Here is a 20,394-nt window from a genome sequence, read left to right on the forward strand (position 1 = left end):
CGCAGGTCCGTCATCGGGACGCGCTGACCGTGTCCAGCCACAGCCGCGCGTAGCGCTCGCCGTCGACCTCGAGGGCGACCTCGATCGTCGTGGGCGCCTGGCCGTGCGGGTCGTGCGCGAGGTCGCCGTCCCAGTCGCGGCGGTCCACGATCGTGCGTCCCCGCGACCAGGTGCCGGCCAGCTCGACGCGTACGGGCAGCCGCTGGGTCTCCAGGCCGCCGGGGTCGATCACGGCGCACACCGCGCCGGCGTCGCCGATGGTGGCGGACCTCGTCCCGAAGCGGCCGCACTGGAAGGAGATCAGCCGGCCGCCCAGTCCCGCCGGCCCGGTGTCGTGGGCGGCGACGAGCGCCTCGGCGTCCTCGAGGTGGACCCGGGGACCGTAGAACACGTCGAGGCCGTACATCACCAGCTCGATGTCCAGGTCGGCGCACGCGTCCAGGGTGATCGCGGCCGCCTCCGGGTCGTGGAAGACGTTGAACTCCGCGGAGGCGGTGGCGTTGCCGACGTTGGCGGCACCGCCCATGAACAGGATCCGCTCGATCCCGGGCGCCACCTCGGGGTAGGTGCGCAGGAGCAGCGCGATGTTGGTCATCGGTGCGAGCGGCACCAGCGTGACGGGTGCGCCGGCCTCGGCCGCCTGCAGGAGCACGTCGCGGAGCAGCTCCACGGCGTGCCGCGGGTCCGGCGTACGCACCGACACCGGCCAGTCGAGGTCGCCCATCCCGTCGTCGCCGTGCACGTGGCGAGCATCGGACGGCTCCTCGAGCAGGGGCCGGGCCGCCCCCGCGCCGACCGGCACGTCGGCGCGGCCGCACGTGTCCAGCACGGTCAGGGTGTTGCGGACCACGTCGGGCAGGGGAGCGTTGCCGCCCACGCAGGTGACGGCCTTGAGGTCGAGCTCCGGGTGCAGCGCTGCGAGCAGGAGCGCGCAGGCGTCGTCCACCCCGGTGTCGACGTCGAGGACGATCGGCGTGGGCGGCATCGCTGGGTGCCTGTTGCCGGGCCGGGTCAGATCAGACCGAGCTCCTTGACGGCGTCGCGCTCCTCGGCGAGCTCCTTGGTGGAGGCGTCGATGCGGCCGCGCGAGAAGTCGTTGATCTCCAGGCCCTGGACGATCTCCCAGTCACCGTTCTTCGTGGTGACGGGGAAGGAGGAGATCAGGCCCTCCGGGACGCCGTAGGAGCCGTCGGAGCGCACGGCCATGGAGACCCAGTCGCCCTCGGCGGAGCCGGCGAGCCAGTCGTGGGCGGCGTCGATCGTCGCCGAGGCCGCGGAGGCGGCCGAGGAGGACCCGCGGGCCTCGATGATCGCGGCACCGCGCTTGGCCACGGTCGGGATGAAGTCGTTCTCCAGCCAGCCCTGGTCGTTGACGGTCTCGGCGGCGTTCTTGCCGGCGATCTCGGCGTGGAAGATGTCGGGGTACTGGGTGGCGGAGTGGTTGCCCCAGATCGTCATCTTCTTGATGTCGGTCACCGAGGCGCCGGTCTTCGCCGCGAGCTGGGAGATCGCCCGGTTGTGGTCGAGGCGGGTGAGCGCGGAGAACCGCTCCTGGGGGATGTCGGGCGCGTTGGTCATCGCGATCAGCGCGTTGGTGTTCGCGGGGTTGCCGGTCACGCCGATGCGTACGTCGTCGGCCGCCACGTCGTTGAGCGCCTTGCCCTGGGCGGTGAAGATCGCGCCGTTGGCCTCGAGGAGGTCACCGCGCTCCATGCCGGGGCCGCGGGGGCGGGCGCCGACGAGCAGGGCGAGGTTGACGCCGTCGAAGACCTTGGTGGCGTCAGCGCCGATCTGGACGCCGGCGAGCGTCGGGAACGCGCAGTCGTCGAGCTCCATCACGACGCCCTCGAGCGTCTTGAGCGCGGGCTCGATCTCGAGGAGCCGCAGCTCGATCGGCTGGTTGGGCCCGAACAGGCCTCCGCTCGCGAGGCGGAACAGCAGGCTGTAGCCGATCTGGCCGGCGGCGCCGGTGACGGCGACCTTCAGAGGGGGCTGGGTGCTCACGAGATCTCCTGAGTTGCGACGTGACGGACGCCTCGAAACTAGCAGCGCCCCAGCTCCCTGGTAAGCGCGGCCCGGTTCTGCGGACCGCTACCCGGACGGTTACTCCGCCCGGATCAGCTCGGGGCGGATGCGCGGCGCGGAGGCGATCACGGTGATGCCGGCGAGCAGTACGCCCCCGGCGCACCCCAGGGCCGCCAGCAGCAGCACCGCGTTCCACGGGAGATCCCGGGACTCGTCAAGGGTGAGGTAGGTGGCCCCCGCCGCGAGGCCAGCCCCGATCGCGAGCAACGAACCGATCACCAGGGGGGCTGCGACCTCGATCCACTGGCCTTTGCGCAGCACCGAGGCGGGCACGCCCACGAGCTGCAGCGCGGTGACCTCGCGCCGTCGTTCCACCGCACGGTCGATCGCCGCGATGCCGAAGGACAGCAGACCCAGGGAGATCACCAGCGCCCCCATCGACCACACCAGGGCCCGCAGCGTCGCGACGTAGTCGTAGTCCTCCACGCCGAAGCCACTCACTCCGTCCTCGGCGAGGCCGGACCTCAGCAGGACCTCGATGAGGTCGCGCCCGGGATCGGCGAGCACGATCATCGTGACGGTCTCGTCGGTGAGCCGCTCCACCCCGGGAAGGCCCGGAGGCAGCAGGATCTCGCCACTGAGGCTGCCGTAGTCGGCGTCGGTGAGCCCGGCGACCTGGCGCGTGGGCGCCGGCAGCCGCAGGGTGCCACGGTCCGCTGCGTTCCAGGCCAGCTCGTCCGGTGCCTCGAGGGGCCTGCCCAGCCACATCGGCTCGTCGTCGCGGCAGCCCTGCGCGGACGGTGCGAGCCGGGCGAGGTCGCCGCACGACAGCACCTGCCCTTGGAAGCAGGTGGGACCGGTCTGGCAGTCGCCGGCTTCGGCGACGTACGTCGCGATGGCCGCGCGCACGCCCGGCAGGTCTTCGATCCGCTGCCGCACCGCTGCGCGGTCGGCTCCGTCGACCGGGAGGCTGGCGACCTGCTGGAACTGGATGTTCTTCTCGGCGGCCTGGTACTGCGGCGTCGACTCGAAAGCCACCACCACGCACCGCGCGCCGGTCACCACGAACAGCCCGATCAGCAGCCCGGAGACCACCCGCGTCATCGTCGCCGGCTGTGCCTGGATGCGGCGCGCCGCCAGCAACACCGCCGGGGACCGACCGAACAGATGCAGGACGTCGCCGACCAGGCGGACGGCGACCGGCACCACGAGCAGCACCCCGAGGCCCAGCGTCGTGATCGAGCCGATCAGGTTCACCGACAGCCAGGCGTCGCTCTCGATGCCCGTCAACCGGAGCAGCCACGAGAACCCGGCGCACCAGGCGATCCCGGCTGTCAGTGGCAGCAGCCGCCACAATGAAGGTCGCCGCGCTTCGGCCCGGCGTACGCCGGCCAACAGCTGTGCGCGTCCCAGCCGCTCGGGCAGCGCGGCGACCGCCACCACCACGAGGGGGACGCCGAGCACGATCGTGGCGGTGACGGCCGCCGGGGGAGCGATCGCCCCTGCTGGGTAGGACGCACCCCACACCGGCACCAGCGTCAGCAGTGGTCTCAGCGCGACGGAGACGACCAAGGCGGCCAAGGATCCTGCGAGGGCCGCGACCCCGGTCTCGGCCGTGGCGACCGCGCGAGTCTGCGCGGGGGAGAGACCGAGCAGGCGGAGGTTGGCCAGGCGTCGGCCGCGCAACCCGGCGGACAGCCGCCCGACGGTGGCGGCCAGCACCAGCACCGGCACCCCGACCCCCATCACCAGGGCCGCGGCCAGCCAGATCATCCCGCGGTCGGAGTAGCGGTACGGGTTGGCGGCCACGTCCGCGGCGGTGAGCCCGGCCGCGCTGAGCAGCACCGTCGCTCCGACCAGCGCCGCGAACGCCACCAGCACCGAGCGCAGCCGGGAGGCCCGGTTGCCGTGCCAGGCCAGCCGCAGGCCCAGGCCGAGCGCCGACCTCATGGCGCGACGCCGGCGGGCTCCTGGACGCGCCCGTCGCGCACCAGCACCAGCCGGTCGAGGTGCGAGGCGACCACGTGGTCGTGGGTGACCACGAGCAGAGCCGCCCCGATCGCACTGGTCAGCGAGACCATCGCGTCCAGCACCGTCTCCGAGGTGAGGGAGTCCAGGGCACCCGTGGGCTCGTCGGCGAGCACGACGGCTGGCCGGTGCACCAAGGACCGCGCCACCGCGGCCCGCTGGGCCTGGCCACCGGAGACCGCTCCGGCGCGATGGTCCGCGAGGTCACCGATCCCGAGCTGGTCGAGCAGCTCGGCGGAGGCAGCGCGCGCGTCGGCCCGCCTGGTCCCGGTCAGCTGGAGGGGCAGCATCACGTTCTCGACCAGGGTGAGCTCAGGGACGAGGCCCCCGAACTGGAAGACCACCCCCATCCGTCGCAGCCGCTTGGCCGAGCGTGCGGATTCCGAGACGGTGTCGAGCCTGCTGCCCTCGAAGTGGACCGCGCCCTCGTCGGGGCGCACCACCCCGGCCAGGCAGTGCAGCAGGGTCGACTTGCCGGAGCCCGACTGCCCCATCAGTGCGACTCGCTCGCCCGCCGCCAGTGCCAGGCTCGCCCCGTCCAGGGCGGTGGTCTCGCCGTAGCGGACGACGAGGTCGCGGGCGGAGAGCAGGTGTGGGTCGTCCATCTGGGGGCTCATCGACCGCTTCCCTGCGTCGCCATCCGCTGGGCGGCCTCGTCGATCCAGCGCACGTCGGCGTCGAGGTGGGCGAGCTCGTAGGTGATCGCGAGCAGCGACTCGGGGTCCGCCGTACGCCGTGCCTCGGTCAGCTCGCGCATCCGGGCGACGTGGGCCGCACGCTGCGCGTCGATGACCCGGCTCACGTCGCGCCCGGAGAGCAGCGCGAGCGAGAGGCGGTTCAGCAGCGTGCGGGACGCCGTGTCCTGTGGTGGCTGTGCGTTGTAGACGAACTCGTCCACGATCCCGACCCCTTCCTCGGTGATCCGGTAGAGCTTGCGCTCGGGGCCCTCGCCCGACTCCGTACCCGCGACGTCGGCCCAGCCGTGCCGTTCGAACCGGGCCAGGCTCGCGTACACCTGCCCGAAGGCCAGCGGCTTTGCCGGCGCGAGGTGCTGGTCGTAGAGCTGCTTGAGCGTGTACCCGTGGGCGGGGCGGGGCTCGAGGAGGGCGAGAAGGGCGGGGGCGGTGCTCATGAGCGGACTATACGCACGGTGTATTCACGTTGTGAATAGTCAAATCGGAAGTGCGGTTGTGCCTGCGCGCGAGCGCTGAGAGGCTGGCTGACGCAGTGACCGCCGAGGCCGTGCGGTATCTTGACGTGAAGATAAATCCCCGAGCAGACGCATCAGGAGTCACACGTGACCGAGTCGAGCATCATCTACACCCACACCGACGAGGCGCCTCTCCTGGCGACGTACTCGTTCCTCCCGATCATCGAGGCGTACGCCGAGAAGGCCGATGTCTCGGTCCAGACCCGCGACATCTCGCTCGCGGCCCGGATCCTGGCCAGCTTCGCCGACCTGCTCCCCGAGGACCAGAAGGTCTCCGACGACCTCGCCGAGCTCGGCGACCTCGCGAAGACGCCCGAGGCGAACATCGTCAAGCTGCCCAACATCAGCGCCTCCATCCCGCAGCTCAAGGCGGCCATCGCCGAGCTCCAGGAGCAGGGCTTCGCGCTCCCCGACTACCCCGACAACCCGCAGTCCGACGAGGACAAGGACGCCCGCGCCCGCTACGACAAGGTCAAGGGCAGCGCCGTGAACCCGGTGCTCCGCGAGGGCAACTCCGACCGGCGCGCGCCGGAGTCGGTGAAGAACTACGCCCGCAAGCACCCGCACTCGATGGGCGAGTGGAGCTCGGACTCCAAGACGAACGTCGCGCACATGACCTCCGACGACTTCCGCTCCAACGAGAAGTCCGTGGTGATCGACAAGGAAGGGACCCTCCGCGTCGAGCTCGTCACCGATGACGGCACCGAGGTGCTCAAGGAGTCGATCCCGGTCGAGGCCGGTGAGGTCGTCGACGCCACGTTCATGAACACCGCAGCGCTCCAGTCGTTCCTCAAGGAGCAGATCGCGAAGGCCAAGGCCGACGAGGTGCTGTTCTCGATCCACCTCAAGGCCACGATGATGAAGGTCTCCGACCCGATCATCTTCGGCCACGCCGTACAGGCGTTCCTGCCTGAGCTGTTCGCCGAGCACGGCGACGTGCTCCTCGAGGCCGGCCTGGACCCCAGCAACGGCCTCGCGAGCATCATCTCCGGCGCCGAGAAGCTCGGCGGCGAGAAGGGCCAGGCGATCCTCGACTCCATCAAGAAGGGCCTCGCCGAGGGCCCCGAGCTGGCGATGGTCGACGACCGCAAGGGCATCACCAACCTGCACGTGCCCAGCGACGTGATCGTGGACGCGAGCATGCCCGCGATGATCCGCACCTCCGGCCACATGTGGGACCCGAAGGGCGAGGAGGCCGACACCCTGGCCGTCATCCCCGACAGCAGCTACGCCGGCATCTACCAGGTCGTGATCGACGACTGCCGCGCGAACGGCGCCTACGACCCCGCCACGATGGGCTCGGTGGCCAACGTCGGCCTGATGGCCCGCGCCGCCGAGGAGTACGGCAGCCACGACAAGACCTTCGAGATCGCCAAGGCCGGCACCGTGCGCGTGGTCGACCAGGACGACAACGTGCTGATGGAGCACCAGGTCTCGCCCGGCGACATCTGGCGTGCCTGCCAGACCAAGGACGTCCCGATCCGCGACTGGGTCAAGCTGGCCGTCACCCGCGCCCGCGCCACCGGCGCCCCGACGATCTTCTGGCTCGACGAGACCCGGGCGCACGACGCCAACCTGATCGCGAAGGTCAACGAGTACCTCCCGCAGGCCGACCTCGTCGGTGACGCCGAGGGCCTTGACATCTCGATCAAGAAGCCCGAGGAGGCCATCAAGGTCTCGATCGACCGGATCCGCAAGGGCGAGGACACCATCTCGGTCACCGGCAACGTGCTTCGCGACTACCTCACCGACCTGTTCCCGATCCTCGAGCTCGGCACCAGCGCGAAGATGCTCTCGGTGGTGCCGCTGATCAACGGCGGCGGCCTGTTCGAGACCGGCGCCGGCGGCTCGGCGCCCAAGCACGTGCAGCAGCTGCTCAAGGAGAACTACCTGCGCTGGGACAGCCTCGGTGAGTTCCTCGCGCTGGCGGAGAGCTTCGTGAAGTACGGCGAGGTCACCGACAACGCGCACGCGAAGGTGCTCGGGCAGACGCTGGACCGGGCGACCGGGACCTTCCTGGACGAGAACAGGTCGCCGGGCCGCAAGCTGGGCACGATCGACAACCGGGGCAGCCACTTCTACCTCGCGCTCTACTGGGCCCAGGAGATCGCGAAGCAGACCGACGACCCCACCCTCGCCGAGGCGTTCGCCCCGCTCGCGGAGCAGCTCTCCGAGGCGCAGGAGAAGATCGCCGAGGAGCTGATCGCGGTCCAGGGCTCGCCGGCCGACGTCGGCGGCTACTACCGCCCCGACGAGGAGAAGGCCTCGCAGGTGATGCGTCCCTCCAAGACGTTCAACGACCTGCTCGCCTCGCTGAACTGAGACCCATTCCACACACGCACACACGCCACCCGGGAATCCGGGTGGCGTGTGTGCGTTGAGGCAGGGGTGACCCCGACCACGGAGACCCTCGGCCAAGGCCCCGACCTGTCCTCGGACGCCGCCATCTCCCGGCGGGCACGACGGCACGCCGCGGCGCGGCAGGGGTCGCCGGTCCAGGTGGGCCTGGCGCTGCTCGCGCTCGCGATGGGCGGGTTCGCCATCGGCACTGCCGAGTTCGTCTCGATGGGGCTGCTGCCCCAGCTCGCCGCAGGAGTCGGGGTCTCGATCCCGACGGCCGGGCACGTGATCTCGGCGTACGCCATCGGGGTGGTGGTGGGTGCCCCCGTGATCGCGGTCTTCGGGGCCAGGCTGCCGCGCCGCGAGCTGTTGCTCGGCCTGATGGTGGTCTTCCTGGTCGGCAACGCGATGAGCGCTCTCGCCACCGGCTACACCTCGCTCACGCTGGCCCGGTTCTTCGCCGGACTGCCGCACGGCGCCTACTTCGGGGTGGCCTCGCTCGTCGCCGCGGACCTGGTCAGCCCCGAGCGCCGGGGCCGCGCGGTGAGCCGCGTGATGCTCGGGCTCGCGTTCGCCAACCTCGCCGGCGTTCCCGCGGCGACCTGGCTGGGCCAGGCGGCGGGCTGGCGCTCGGCGTACTGGATGGTGGCGGGGATGGCCGTCGTGACCGCGGTGCTGGTGCTGTGGCTGGTGCCCCACGTCGCCGCGAACCGGGAGGCGTCCGGGCGCACCGAGATGCGCGCGTTCAAGAACCCCCAGGTGCTGCTCACCCTGCTGGCCGGCGCCGTCGGGTTCGGTGGCATGTTCGCCGTCTACACCTACATCGCCCCCACCGTCACCGACGTGGCCGGCCTCGGCGAGGGCCGCGTGCCCCTCTACCTGCTGGCGCTCGGTCTCGGCATGGTCGTCGGTACGCCGCTCGGCGGCCGGCTCGCGGACTGGTCGATCTTCCGGTCGCTGCTGGTCGCCTCCGTGGCGATGACCGGCACCCTGGTGGCGTTCACCGTCACCGCCCAGTGGTTCATCCCGGGCCTGCTCACGGCGTTCGCACTCACGGTCTTCGGGTCGGTGCTGGTCACCAACCTGCAGATGCGGCTGATGCAGGTCGCCGGCGACGCCCAGACCATCGGCGCCGCGATGAACCACGCCTCGCTCAACGTCGCCAACGCTCTCGGTGCCTGGCTCGGCGGGGTCGTGGTGGCGGCCGGGTTCGGCTACACCTCGACCAGCTGGGTCGGGGCCGCGCTCTCGGTCGCCGGCCTGGCGGTCCTGCTGGCCTCGGCCGGCCTGCACCGCCGTACGGCCTAGCTGTCCTCGGCCATGCGGGGCCTGCCTAGCGGGGCCGGAGGTCCTCGGCGAGCTGGTCGAAGACCGCGGTGTCCACGTGGCTCCCGTCCGGCAGCGAGGTGCTGCGCCGTTCCGTGCCGACCCGGGTGAACCCGCTCCGCTCCAGGACGCGCAGCGAGGCGTGGTTGTCCACGGACGCGTAGGCCACCAGCCGGCGCAGGCCGAGCCCGCCGTCCTCCTGGTCCACGAAGGCGTGGCGTACGGCGAGTCGGCAGGCCTCGGTTGCCACGCCACGCCCCCGGGCGTCGGGGTGGGTCCAGTAGCCGATCTCCGCCTCGCCACCGGGACCGATCCCGTAGACCAGCACCGAGCCCAGGAAGGCGTCGGACTCGGGGTCCGCGACCGTCCAGTCGAGCAGCGACCCTGCGGCAGCCTCCTCGCCGTGGACCAGCTCGCGCTCCCGGGCAGTGGATTCGTCGTGCGGGGCGTGGTCGCGCATGCGCTGGCTGTAACGCTGCAGCCCGGGGTCGTTGAGGGCCTCCACGGTCCGGGCCAGGTCGCTGTCCTGCGGCGCGCGCAGGACGACGGTGCCGCCCGTGATCCGGGGAGGGCGCAGCCAGACCGAGCGGGGGGTCATCGGCTCGTCGCGGCGCAGGGTGCCGGCCCAGGTGTCGACGAGCTCGTCACGGTCGTCCAGCCAGGACCGCAGCGTCCCGTCGAAGCTGAACCCCACGCGCCAGGCCAGGCGCCGCGAGGCCCAGTTGCCCCGGTTCGCCAACCAGAGCACGGTCCGCAGGTCGCGTTCCGCGAACCCCCACTCGAGCAGCAGCCGCAGCGCCCGCTCCATCACCCCCCGGCCCCGCACCCAGGGGTGGGAGCCGTAGGCGATCTCGGCGCGTCCGAGGCCCTTGTTGCGCAACGAGACCGTGCCGCAGAAGCGCGCGTTGCCCGAGTCGTCGGCCGCCTCGACCACGAACGCCCACTCCTGGTCGGTCTCCCAGCCACCCGGGATGACGTGGCGCAGGAACGCCTTGGCATCGTCGCGTGAGTAGGGGACCGGGATCGAGGTCCACTGCTGCATCTGCGGGTCCTGGCACTGCTCGTAGACCCCGAGGACGTCGTCCTCGGTCGGTGCACGCAGCGTCACCACTGCATCGGTGAGCGTGGGGACCATGCGGTGTGCCGCGGCCATGCTGGAACAATGTCAGACATGTCCCAGCAGACCCCGCCTGACGTGCCGGCGCTCCCACGCGTCCTGTCCGGAATCCAGCCCACCAGCGACTCGTTCCACTTCGGGAACTACCTCGGTGCGCTGCGGCAGTGGGTCGACCTCCAGGACGGGCACGAGGCGTTCTTCTTCATCGCAGACATGCACGCGATCACCCTCGAGCACGACCCCAAGAAGCTGCGTGAGCGCTGCTTCGTCGCCGCCGCCCAGCTGATCGCGATGGGCATCGACCCGGCCCGCTCGGCCATCTTCGTGCAGTCGCAGGTCCCCGAGCACGCGCAGCTGAGCTGGGTGCTGCAGTGCCTGACCGGCTTCGGCGAGGCCCGCCGGATGACGCAGTTCAAGGACAAGTCCGCCAAGGGCGGCGAGGGCACCGCGTCCGTGGGCCTGTTCACCTACCCGATCCTGCAGGCGGCCGACATCCTGCTCTACCGGCCGGCGTTCGTCCCGGTGGGGGAGGACCAGCGCCAGCACCTCGAGCTGACCCGTGACCTCGCGCAGCGGTTCAACCACCGCTACAAGAAGACCTTCCGCGTCCCCGAGCCCTACATCCTCAAGGACACCGCGAAGATCACCGACCTGCAGCACCCCGAGGCGAAGATGTCGAAGTCCGCCTCCAGCGCGGCCGGGATCATCGACCTGCTCGACGAGCCCAGGTCCTCGGCGAAGAAGATCCGCTCGGCGGTGACCGACTCCGGGTCCGAGATCCGCTTCGACCCCGAGGAGAAGGCCGGTGTCTCCAACCTGCTCACGATCTACTCGGCGCTGACCGGCCGCACCGTGGACGACCTCGTCGCCTCCTACGACGGCCAGGGCTACGGCGCGCTCAAGGGCGACCTGGCCGAGGTGGTCGCGGAGTTCGTGACCCCGTTCCGGAACCGGACCCTGTCGCTGCTCGACGACCGGGCCGAGCTCCAGCGGGTGCTCGACAACGGCGCGGAGACGGCGGGAGCGGTGGCCTCGCGCACGCTGGCCGACGTGCACGAGCGCGTCGGTTTCGCTCCCTGGCCGCGTCGGTAGGGTCTGCGGGTGCCCACCATCGGAGTCTCCGTCGCCGTGCCCGAACCGTGGGGCCTCGAGCTGCAGCAGTACCGGATCGACGCCGGTGACGACGCGGCCCGGCACATCCCGACCCACATCACGTTGCTGCCGCCGCACGAGGTGGCCGCGGACGACCTCGACGACGTGGTCACGCACCTCGGGCTGGTGGCGGCAGCGAGCCTGCCGTTCCGGGTGCACCTGCGCGGCACCGGCACCTTCGAGCCGATCTCACCGGTGGTGTTCATCGGGGTGGTCGAGGGGATCAGCCAGTTCGAGCAGCTCGCGCTGCAGGTCCGTCAGGGGCCGCTGGCCTTCGACTCGGCCTTCCCATACCACCCGCACGTGACGGTCGCCCACGACCTGGCCCCGGAGCGGCTCGAGCAGGCGTTCACCGACCTCGACGGATTCGACGCCAGCTTCGACGTCGACGAGATGTGGATGTACTTCCACGACGACGAGACCGGCTGGCACCCCACCCGGGCGTTCCCGCTCGGGGGCTGATCGGGGGCCGGCCGGTCTGGTCGTGGTGCTGCTCTGTCGTGGTGCCGGTGGGGGCTAGCGCGGGGCGAACATGTTCACGGCGTACGACGTGGAGAACCGCTTGCGGCCGACCTTGACGCCCTTGACGACCACCCGGAAGTTGCCCGACTTGGCCTGGCTGGCGGGGATGTGCCAGACCAGGGTCGGCTGGGCGTACCCGTTCTCCACACGCAGCTTGACCGTGCGGACCGGGCGGCCGTTGCGGAAGACCTGCACCCGGGCCTTGCGGAAGTTCGCCGCCCGGTTGCCCGAGGACAGCGACCAGCGGCCGTTGGGCTCCAGGGTGTTGGGGAAGTAGCCGGGGCTCGGCCAGGCCACCCAGGTCGGGTTCGGCCGGTACCGCGACTGCGGGCCGATCACGGTGATCGCGTTGGCCTCCTTGGTGGAGCCCGAGCCCATCGCGGTAGCGAACGGGTTCAGCAGCCAGCGGCGGTGCCCCACGGCACCGTTGGTGGCGCCGGGGTCGGTGGTGTAGAGCCGGACCAGGCCGGCTGCGGTGAGGTGGGGGTAGGAGAGCACCAGGTTCGCGCGTCCGGCGTTGGCGGCTCCGGCGCCGGTGTAGCACCGCCAGTCCCGCGAGGGGGAGTGGCTGAGCCGGCCGTTGGCGGCCATCATCATCGCGGTGAGCTGGGACCGGTTGTTCAGGTCCGCCGAGAAGGAGACGGGCGCCAGCCCGGCCAGGGACCGGACGAAGTTCAGTGCCCGCTGGGTGGCGGCCCGGGAGGCAGCGGAGCTGGTCCCGGGGATGCACCGGCTCGCGTCGCCGGTGTAGTCGGTGGGGACGCTGAGCCCGGAGGCGAACTGTGCCTTGTAGGCGGCGTTGACCGCGGCCGCGCTGTGGATGTTGACCGCGCGGGAGTAGCGCCCCGTGACCTGGACGCTCGCCATCCGGACGGACCGCTTCTTTTTCTTCTTCTTGCGGCCGAGCACCTCGGTGCCCTGGACCAGGTCGCCCTGCTTCTCGACGCCCTGCTTCTGGACGGCCGACTGGTCACTGACCTGCTGGGTCGGCTCCTGCCGCGCTTTGGTGGACCCGGAGGACAGATCGGCCGAGGCGGTGCCAAGGACGGGGGCAGCGCCCCCTCCGAACATGATCATCAGCGCGGCGCCGGTGGTGACGAGCGCCCGAACGGGGGTCTTGGGCTCCATAGCTAAGGAGCATATATAACTAAATGTCCGTTTCGCACCGAAATGGGCAAATAATGCAGAACCTGGGTATTAGTGACCGTGTCGAATGGCGGTGCGCAGATCCTTGTTCAGCTGCGAGATCACGTCGAGGGGAATTCCCTTGGGGCAGGCCGCGGTGCACTCGCCGATGTTGGTGCAGCCACCGAAGCCCTCGTGGTCGTGCTGGCCGATCATGTTGACCACCCGGGTGTCCCGCTCGGCCTGGCCCTGGGGGAGCTCACCGAGGTGGGTGATCTTCGCACCGAGGAACAGCGAGGCGGAGCCGTTGGGGCAGGCAGCCACGCACGCGCCGCAGCCGATGCAGGTGGCCATGTCGAACGCCCGGTCGGCGTTCTCCTTGGGCACCGGCGTGGCGTGGGCGTCGGGAGCGGCACCGGTGTTCACCGAGATGTAGCCGCCCTCGGCGATCATCCGGTCCAGGGCCCCGCGGTCCACGCACAGGTCGCGGATCACCGGGAAGGGGTCGGCACGCCAGGGCTCGATGGTGATCGTCTCGCCGTCGGTGAACGAGCGCATGTGCAGCTGGCAGGTGGTGGTGACCACGGGGCCGTGGGCCTCGCCGTTGATCATCAGCCCGCACATTCCGCAGATGCCCTCGCGGCAGTCGGAGTCGAACGCGACCGGCTCCTCGCCCGCGGCGTTGAGCTGCTCGTTGAGCACGTCGAGCATCTCGAGGAACGACATGTCGCCGGAGATCTCGTCGACCTCGTAGGTGTGCATCGCGCCCTGCGCCGCAGCGTTGGGCTGACGCCAGATCTTGAGGGTGAGTTTCACTTGTAGCTCCGCTGCTTCATCTCGACGAACTCATAGGTCAGGTTCTCCTTGTGCAGGACCGGCTTGCCCATCTCGTGGTCGGCTGCCGCCCCGCCCCACTCCCAGGCCGCCACGTAGGCGAACTCGTCGTCGTGGCGCAGCGCCTCGCCGTCCTCGGTCTGGGACTCGGCCCGGAAGTGGCCGCCGCACGACTCGCGCCGGTTCAGGGCGTCGATGCACATCAGCTCACCGAGCTCGAAGAAGTCGGCCACGCGGCCGGCACGCTCGAGGGACTGGTTGAGCCCCTCCGCGGTGCCGAGCACCTTCACGTTGCGCCAGAAGTCGTCGCGCAGCGAGCGGATCAGGTCGATGGCCTTCTTCAGGCCGTCCTCGCTGCGCTCCATCCCGCAGTACTCCCACATGATGTTGCCGAGCTCGCGGTGGTAGGAGTCGACGCTGCGGGTGCCGTTGTTGCTTAGGAAGTGGTTCACGCGGGCCTGCACGGCCTCCTGCGCCTCGACGACCGCCGGGTGGTCCTCGGGGATCTTCTCGAACGGGCTGTCGGCGAGGTAGTCGCGCACCGTGTTCGGCAACACGAAGTACCCGTCGGCCAGGCCCTGCATCAGCGCCGAGGCGCCGAGCCGGTTGGCGCCGTGGTCGGAGAAGTTGGCCTCACCGGTGACGAACAGGCCGGGGATCGTGGACTGCAGGTCGTAGTCGACCCACAGGCCGCCCATCACGTAGTGCACCGCCGGGTAGATCCGCATCGGGGAGTCGTAGGGGTCCTCGCCGGTGATCTGGGCGTACATGTCGAACAGGTTGCCGTACTTGTCCTCGATCGCCTTGCGGCCGAGACGCCCGATGGCCTCGGCGAAGTCGAGGTAGACACCACGTCGTACGCCGTCGACCTCGGGGCCCACGCCGCGGCCCTCGTCGCACATGTTCTTGGCCTGTCGCGAGGCGATGTCGCGGGGGACCAGGTTGCCGAAGGAGGGGTAGATCCGCTCCAGGTAGTAGTCGCGGTCCTCCTCGGGGATGTCCCGGGGGTCCTTGTCGGCGTCCTTGGCGTCCTTGGGCACCCAGATGCGGCCGTCGTTGCGCAGCGACTCGCTCATCAGGGTCAGCTTGGACTGGTGGGTGCCGGAGACCGGGATGCAGGTCGGGTGGATCTGGGTGTAGCAGGGGTTGGCCATGTAGGCGCCCTTGCGGTGGGCCCGCCAGCTCGCGGTGACGTTGGAGCCCATCGCGTTGGTGGAGAGGAAGAAGACGTTGCCGTAGCCGCCGTTGGCCAGCACGACCACGTCGGCGAGGTGGGTCTGTACGTCGCCGGTGACCAGGTCGCGCACGATGATGCCGCGGGCGCGGCCGTCGACGACGATCAGCTCGAGCATCTCGTGGCGGGTGTAGGTGGTCACGGTGCCGGCGGCGACCTGGCGCTCGAGGGCCTGGTAGGCGCCGAGCAGCAGCTGCTGGCCGGTCTGGCCGCGGGCGTAGAAGGTGCGGGAGACCTGGACGCCGCCGAAGGAGCGGTTGTCGAGCAGGCCGCCGTACTCGCGGGCGAAGGGGACGCCCTGGGCGACGCACTGGTCGATGATGTTGCGGCTCACCTGGGCGAGCCGGTAGACGTTCGACTCCCGCGAGCGGTAGTCACCGCCCTTGATGGTGTCGTAGAAGAGCCGGAAGACCGAGTCGCCGTCGCCCTTGTAGTTCTTCGCGGCGTTGATGCCGCCCTGGGCGGCGATCGAGTGGGCCCGGCGGGGGGAGTCCTGGTAGCAGAAGGACTTCACCTGGTAGCCCGCCTCGCCCAGCGTCGCCGCCGCGGCGCCACCGGCGAGGCCGGTGCCCACGACGATGACCGAGACCTTGCGGCGGTTGGCCGGGTTGACGATGCGGGCGTCGAACTGGCGGGTGTCCCACCGCTCCTCGATCGGGCCCTTGGGTGCCTTGGTGTCGGCGATCGGCTCACCGGGGACGTAGTACCCGGCCGCGTCGTCGCTGGACTGGTTGCCTTCTCGGGAGCCTGCGCTCGCCTCGACGGTCGCGTTCGCGCTGAGTTCGTTCTCGGGGTTGTCGCTCATGGGGGAGTCCCTCTACTTGGTGATGACGCCGGCCAGGACGAAGATCGGCACCAGCGAGAAGCCGCCGGCGACGATCACCGCGATCACCACGCCGAGCCGCTTGGCCCGGACGCGGGAGGTGGCGTGGTTGGTGAGTCCCAGGGTCTGCATCGCGCTCCAGACACCGTGGTGGATGTGCATGCCGAGGAGGAACATCGCGACGAGGTAGATCAGGGTCAGCCACCAGGTCTCGAAGGACTCGACCAGGAGGTTGTAGGGGTCGTTGGTCGGTCCGCCGGTGACGTTGATCTTGACGATCGTGAAGTTCAGCAGGTGCCAGATGATGAACACCAGCAAGGTGAGCCCGCCCCAGCGCATGGTGCGCGAGCTGAGCGTCGAGTGCCGGTTCTTCTTCACGGCGTACTTCGCGGACCGGGCCTCGCGGGCGCGGCGCCACAGCGCGGCGGCGGCAGCGACGTGCACCAGCAGCGAGACGATCAGCACGATGCGCAGGATCCACAGGAACCCCGAGTGCGGGAGCATCGGCTCACCGATCTCGCGCAGGTGGTGGGCGTAGTCGTTGAAGGTGTCGTGCCCACCGAACGCCATCAGGTTGCCGTACATGTGCGCGAGCACGAAGAGCAGGAAGATGATCCCGCTGGCAGCCATGGTGATCTTCAGCGCGATGGTCGATCGTGTCGACCTGGGGTTCTTGACGAGAGTCGCAGTTGCCACGAAGTTCACCGTATATCCCCGGAGCCGCGCATGCTGCGACTGGGTGACCCGACCCGCCCCCAGGAGGCCTTCAGGGACCTCTCAGGCGGGCGAAACGGGGGTGGTGTTCATCACACCGTGCTGTTGTGGCCCGGCTGGGACCCGGCTGCGACCCGCCTCGCGGGGGCGTCGGCGTCGCTCATGCCGGTCGCCGGCAGGTGCTCGATGATCAGCAGCGCGCGGTCGTCGTTGCCCTGCGAGACCTTGGCGATGATCCGGTCGGCGGCGCCGTCGAACCCGCGGGCCACCGCCTTCTCGGCGACGTCCTGGAGCCACGCCACTCCTACGTCGAGGTGCTCGGACCGCGACTCCACCACCCCGTCGGTGTAGAACATCAAGGCGTCCCCGGGGAGCAGCTTCCCGCTGCTCATCACCATCTCGGGTCGCGGCACGATCCCCAGGGCGGTACCGCGCGCCGGGTCGATCCGCCAGGCGCGCTCCTCGCCGGACCACACCAGCGCCGGCGGGTGGCCCGCGCTGCTGAGCTGGTAGCTGCCGGTCTCGAGGTCGAGCAGCACGTGCACCGCCGTGGCGAACGTGTCGTCGGAGTTCTGCCGGAGCAGGAAGTCGTTGGCGGCGGCGAAGAGCCCCTGGGGCGGGAGCGCTCCGATCAGCCCGCCGAGGGCGCCGCCGAACTGCAGCGCGCGAGAGGCCGCCTTGACGCCCTTGCCGGTGACGTCGACCAGGATCAGCTCCAGCTGCCTGGCCTCGTCGCTGCAGTGCGCCACCAGGAAGTCGCCGCCGTAGCCCACGTCGTCGGCCGCGATCATCGCCGAGTGCGAGCGCCAGCCCTCGGGGAGGTCCGGGATCTTGCCCTGGGACTGCAACCGGTCGCGCAGGTCGTTGAGCATCGCGTCGCTGACCGGACCCGGCAGGCCGGTCCGGCGACGGCCGGAGGCGAACAGGATCAGGAGCACGCACACGAGCAGCGTGATCAGTCCGGTGATCCGCGGCAAGCTCATCGGCGGGTGGAGCAGCACGGCGCCCACTGCCGCGCTGACGGTGACCAGGGTCAGGAAGATCAGCGGGACGAAGCGCAGCAGCATCATGCCGAGCAGCAGCCAGATGAAGTACGTCGTCAACGGCATCACCGAGTACTCGACGATCGAGACGCCGAAGCACAGCACCACGCCGGCGAGCAGAGCGACCAAGGTCATCGCCTGGCTCTGCGAGCTGCCCGTGCGCCAGGTGGCCACGGGGTCGACAAGATAACGCCGGAGCCCGTCCATCACCGGATGAGGGTAGGGGGCTGGTGGGGACGGGGGCGCGCACGACTCGCCCCGGGTTGCAGCAGCACTGCGACGCCTCGCCACCTGCGCATGCTCGACCCTTCCTCCGACCGGTGCCAGAACCGTAGTCGGCCCACCGCCGCACGGCGCCCGAGCAGGACAAGTGGTCTAGCCGCGAGGCCGGCGGTGTCTCACTCCGTGGCTCACTCGGCGGCCGGGCGGCCGTGCAGGCAGACGTCGTGGCGCCGTACGCCGCCCGGGGCAGCCGGGTCCGGTAGCGGGAGGTAGCCCCGGCGTACCCCCTCCTCGGCGAGGCCCGCGGCCGTCGCGACCCGGCACGAGGCGAGGTTCTCGACACTGTGGTCGAGCTGGACCCGCGCCTGGCGGGGCCCGTCCCGGTCCAGGGTCAGCCACCGGGCGAAGGCCGCCACCGCCCGGCGGCCCAGGCCGCGCCCACGGGCATCGGGATGGATGGAGTACCCGATCTCGCAGACCCGCAGGGGAGCCGGGGCGTGCCGTCGCCAGTCGACGATCCCCACCAGCGCCGGGTCGTCGCCCTCCACGACGGTGAGGGTGGACGGCTCACCGGCAGCGAACTGCCGGGTCGCCTGGGCGATCCGCGCATCGAGGTCCTCGACCGAGCTCGGCGGCCTGATGAAGCAGGGCGTCGCGAACCTCGTCTGCTCCGGGTCCTCCAACAGCTCGAGCCAGCGCTGCCGGTCGGCGGCGACCGGTGGCCGCAGTCCGATGCCGTCCCCGCTGATCATGCGACTGGTCATCTGCACCTCGCGAGGCTGGGCCGGGTCATGCCCGCGAGGACCGGGTCGGCGCGGGTCGGGAGAGGCCATTGTCACAGTGGGTGGTGGGTTCGGGAGGGCAGTTCGTATCCTTCGCCCATGAGCAGCTCTTCCGGGCCGGCCGAGGCCGACGGTTCCCATCTCGCCCTGGCCCAGGGCCAGGAGCACGACGTCAGCGAGTGGGAGCAGGCGGCCGCGGCAGTGCTGCGCAAGGCCCGCCGGCTCAGTGACGACGACCCCGACGACGCCGTGTGGGCCGCGCTCACCCGCTCCACGCTCGACGGGATCGCGGTCACCCCGCTGGGGACCCCGGCGCTGGTCGCCGACCTCCCCGAGCCCGTCCGCCCCCCGGAGCGCGGTGACGGCTGGGACGTCCGTGCCCTGCTCGCTGACCCGGACGCCGGAGCGGCCCACGCGGCCGGGCTGACCGACCTGGAGAACGGCGCGACGTCGCTGTGGCTCCAGCTCGGCGCCACCGGCATCGACGTCTCCGACCTCCCCGCCGTGCTCTCGGGAGTCCTGCTCGACGCGGCCCCGGTGGTCCTCGACGCACCCTCCGACCCCCTCGCCGCGGCAGAGGCCTTCGCCGCCCTGGCCGAGGGCACCACCCTGGCCCCCGGGACGAACCTCGGCGTCGACCCCGTCGGCGCGGCCGTGCGCGGCGTACCCGGCGCCGATGCCTCCCAGGTCACCGAGGCAGCGACGCTGGCCCGACGGCTGGGGTGCAGGGCGCTCGTCGTCGACGGCACCGCCGTGCACGACCTGGGCGGGTCCGACGTGCAGGAGCTCGGCTACGTGCTGGCCGTGGGCGCCCACTACCTGCGGGTCCTGTCCACCGCCGGGATCGAGGTCGACGACGCCGCGCAGCTGGTGGAGTTCCGGCTCGCCGCGACCGACGAGCAGTTCGAGACCATCGCCAAGCTGCGTGCCGTACGCCGGCTCTGGGCCCGGATGCTCGAGCTCAGCGGCGCCTCGCCGACCAGCAGGAACATGACGCTGCACGCGGTCACGTCCCGGCCGATGATGACCAGGTACGACCCCTGGGTGAACATGCTGCGCACCTGTGTGGCCGCCTTCGCTGCCGGGGTGGGCGGGGCCGACGCGGTCACCGTGCTGCCCTTCGACGCGCGGCTCGGCCTGCCGGACGCCTTCGCGCGCCGGATCGCCCGGAACACCTCGACCCTGCTGGTCGAGGAGTCGCACGTGGCCAAGGTCGCGGACCCGGCCGGTGGCTCGTTCGCGGTGGAGAAGCTCACCGACGACCTCGCGGTCGCGGGCTGGGAGGAGCTCGGCCGGATCGAGTCGGCCGGTGGCGTGCTCGCTGCCCTCGAGGACGGCTCCCTGAAGGCGCGCATCGACGAGGTGGTCACCGTGCGCGACCAGCAGATCGCGCAGCGCAAGCGACCGATCACCGGTCTCAGCGAGTTCCCCAACCTGCACGAGACGCTGCCGCAGCGGGCGCCGTACGCCGAGGAGGCGCTGCCGGTCCGTGCCTACGGTGCGGCCTTCGAGGCGCTGCGTGACGAGCCCGCCCCCGACAAGGTGTTCCTGGCGACGATGGGCACCATCGCCGCCCACACCGCCCGGGCGAGCTTCGCCACCAACCTGTTCGCCGCCGGTGGCATCGACGTGGTCAACGCCGGTCGCCACGACGACGTGGCCGCCGTGATCGAGGACTTCGCCGGCCCCGAGGGGGCCAGTCCGTGGTCTGCCTGGTGGGCCACGACAAGGCGTACGCCGAGTGGGGCGCCGAGCTCGCGAGCGCGCTGCGCGAGGCCGGGGCCGACTGGGTCATCCTGGCCGGGAGGCCCGTCGAGGGCGTGGACACCGACGACACGTGTGCGACAGGGGTCGACGCGCTCGACTTCTTGACCCGCACCAGAGAGAAGCTGACGCG

17 protein-coding genes are annotated in these 20,394 nt (G+C 70.9%); 5 read left to right on the top strand and 12 right to left on the bottom strand.

The window, feature by feature from the left end; translation table 11 throughout:
* Window positions 1–10: 10 nt before the first annotated feature.
* The 5 genes from AC4BGC_RS04275 to AC4BGC_RS04295 all read right to left on the bottom strand — a co-directional run bounded on the left by AC4BGC_RS04275 (window position 11) and on the right by AC4BGC_RS04295 (window position 5,185).
* Window positions 11–985, bottom strand: coding sequence for a nucleoside hydrolase (locus AC4BGC_RS04275; protein ID WP_490554507.1), 975 nt, complete (start codon window positions 983–985; stop codon window positions 11–13).
* Window positions 986–1,011: 26 nt separating this feature from the next.
* Window positions 1,012–2,004, bottom strand: a complete 993-nt coding sequence (locus tag AC4BGC_RS04280) for a malate dehydrogenase (RefSeq protein WP_490554509.1) — start codon at window positions 2,002–2,004, stop codon at window positions 1,012–1,014.
* 99 nt (window positions 2,005–2,103) lie between these two features.
* The gene (locus AC4BGC_RS04285) at window positions 2,104–3,975 is read right to left on the bottom strand and encodes an FtsX-like permease family protein (protein ID WP_490554511.1); all 1,872 of its coding nucleotides are present in this window, start codon (window positions 3,973–3,975) and stop codon (window positions 2,104–2,106) included.
* Window positions 3,972–4,658 carry an ABC transporter ATP-binding protein gene (locus tag AC4BGC_RS04290; protein WP_490554512.1) on the bottom strand — a complete coding sequence of 229 codons (687 nt, stop codon included), beginning with the start codon at window positions 4,656–4,658 and terminating at the stop codon, window positions 3,972–3,974. Before AC4BGC_RS04290 ends, AC4BGC_RS04285 begins: the two co-directional genes overlap by 4 nt.
* 8 nt (window positions 4,659–4,666) lie before the next feature.
* Window positions 4,667–5,185, bottom strand: coding sequence for a PadR family transcriptional regulator (locus AC4BGC_RS04295; RefSeq protein WP_490554513.1), 519 nt, complete (start codon window positions 5,183–5,185; stop codon window positions 4,667–4,669).
* Window positions 5,186–5,350: 165 nt separating this feature from the next.
* Here AC4BGC_RS04295 and AC4BGC_RS04300 point away from each other — a divergent pair, with 165 nt between their 5' ends.
* A complete protein-coding gene (locus AC4BGC_RS04300; protein ID WP_490545840.1) occupies window positions 5,351–7,585 on the top strand; it encodes an NADP-dependent isocitrate dehydrogenase in 2,235 nt (744 codons plus the stop codon).
* A 66-nt stretch (window positions 7,586–7,651) separates the two neighbouring features.
* The gene (locus tag AC4BGC_RS04305; RefSeq protein ID WP_490545839.1) at window positions 7,652–8,911 is read left to right on the top strand and encodes an MFS transporter; all 1,260 of its coding nucleotides are present in this window, start codon (window positions 7,652–7,654) and stop codon (window positions 8,909–8,911) included.
* 25 nt (window positions 8,912–8,936) lie between these two features.
* Here the strand turns inward: AC4BGC_RS04305 and AC4BGC_RS04310 are convergent, their stop codons facing one another.
* Window positions 8,937–10,082 (bottom strand): GNAT family N-acetyltransferase, encoded by a 1,146-nt coding sequence (locus AC4BGC_RS04310; RefSeq protein ID WP_490554514.1) that lies wholly within the window; start codon window positions 10,080–10,082, stop codon window positions 8,937–8,939.
* Window positions 10,083–10,100: 18 nt separating this feature from the next.
* Between AC4BGC_RS04310 and trpS the strand changes: the two genes are divergently transcribed.
* Both trpS and AC4BGC_RS04320 read left to right on the top strand, forming a co-directional pair.
* Window positions 10,101–11,138 carry a tryptophan--tRNA ligase gene (trpS, locus tag AC4BGC_RS04315; protein WP_490554515.1) on the top strand — a complete coding sequence of 346 codons (1,038 nt, stop codon included), beginning with the start codon at window positions 10,101–10,103 and terminating at the stop codon, window positions 11,136–11,138.
* Window positions 11,139–11,147: 9 nt separating this feature from the next.
* On the top strand, window positions 11,148–11,660 hold the full coding sequence (locus AC4BGC_RS04320) for a 2'-5' RNA ligase family protein (protein ID WP_490545833.1): 513 nt from the start codon (window positions 11,148–11,150) through the stop codon (window positions 11,658–11,660).
* A gap of 54 nt (window positions 11,661–11,714) precedes the next feature.
* Here the strand turns inward: AC4BGC_RS04320 and AC4BGC_RS04325 are convergent, their stop codons facing one another.
* From AC4BGC_RS04325 to AC4BGC_RS04350, 6 genes are all read right to left on the bottom strand, one after another.
* Window positions 11,715–12,848, bottom strand: a complete 1,134-nt coding sequence (locus tag AC4BGC_RS04325; RefSeq protein ID WP_490554516.1) for a CAP domain-containing protein — start codon at window positions 12,846–12,848, stop codon at window positions 11,715–11,717.
* Between the two features lie 69 nt (window positions 12,849–12,917).
* Entirely contained in the window at window positions 12,918–13,661 is a 744-nt protein-coding gene (locus AC4BGC_RS04330) for a succinate dehydrogenase/fumarate reductase iron-sulfur subunit (protein WP_490545829.1), read from the bottom strand.
* Complete coding sequence (locus tag AC4BGC_RS04335) at window positions 13,658–15,718, bottom strand: fumarate reductase/succinate dehydrogenase flavoprotein subunit (RefSeq protein ID WP_490545827.1); 2,061 nt, start codon at window positions 15,716–15,718, stop codon at window positions 13,658–13,660. The genes AC4BGC_RS04330 and AC4BGC_RS04335 overlap by 4 nt, the downstream gene beginning before the upstream one ends.
* A gap of 12 nt (window positions 15,719–15,730) precedes the next feature.
* On the bottom strand, window positions 15,731–16,432 hold the full coding sequence (locus AC4BGC_RS04340) for a succinate dehydrogenase cytochrome b subunit (RefSeq protein ID WP_490545825.1): 702 nt from the start codon (window positions 16,430–16,432) through the stop codon (window positions 15,731–15,733).
* Between the two features lie 110 nt (window positions 16,433–16,542).
* Window positions 16,543–17,700 (bottom strand): SpoIIE family protein phosphatase, encoded by a 1,158-nt coding sequence (locus AC4BGC_RS04345; protein WP_490555713.1) that lies wholly within the window; start codon window positions 17,698–17,700, stop codon window positions 16,543–16,545.
* Between the two features lie 203 nt (window positions 17,701–17,903).
* Window positions 17,904–18,479 (bottom strand): GNAT family N-acetyltransferase, encoded by a 576-nt coding sequence (locus tag AC4BGC_RS04350; protein ID WP_490554517.1) that lies wholly within the window; start codon window positions 18,477–18,479, stop codon window positions 17,904–17,906.
* Between the two features lie 117 nt (window positions 18,480–18,596).
* Here AC4BGC_RS04350 and AC4BGC_RS04355 point away from each other — a divergent pair, with 117 nt between their 5' ends.
* Window positions 18,597–20,369 (top strand): methylmalonyl-CoA mutase subunit beta, encoded by a 1,773-nt coding sequence (locus tag AC4BGC_RS04355; RefSeq protein ID WP_490554519.1) that lies wholly within the window; start codon window positions 18,597–18,599, stop codon window positions 20,367–20,369.
* The last annotated feature ends 25 nt before the right edge of the window (window positions 20,370–20,394 follow it).

The sequence above is a fragment of the Nocardioides sp. Z38_18 genome, from assembly GCF_058215695.1.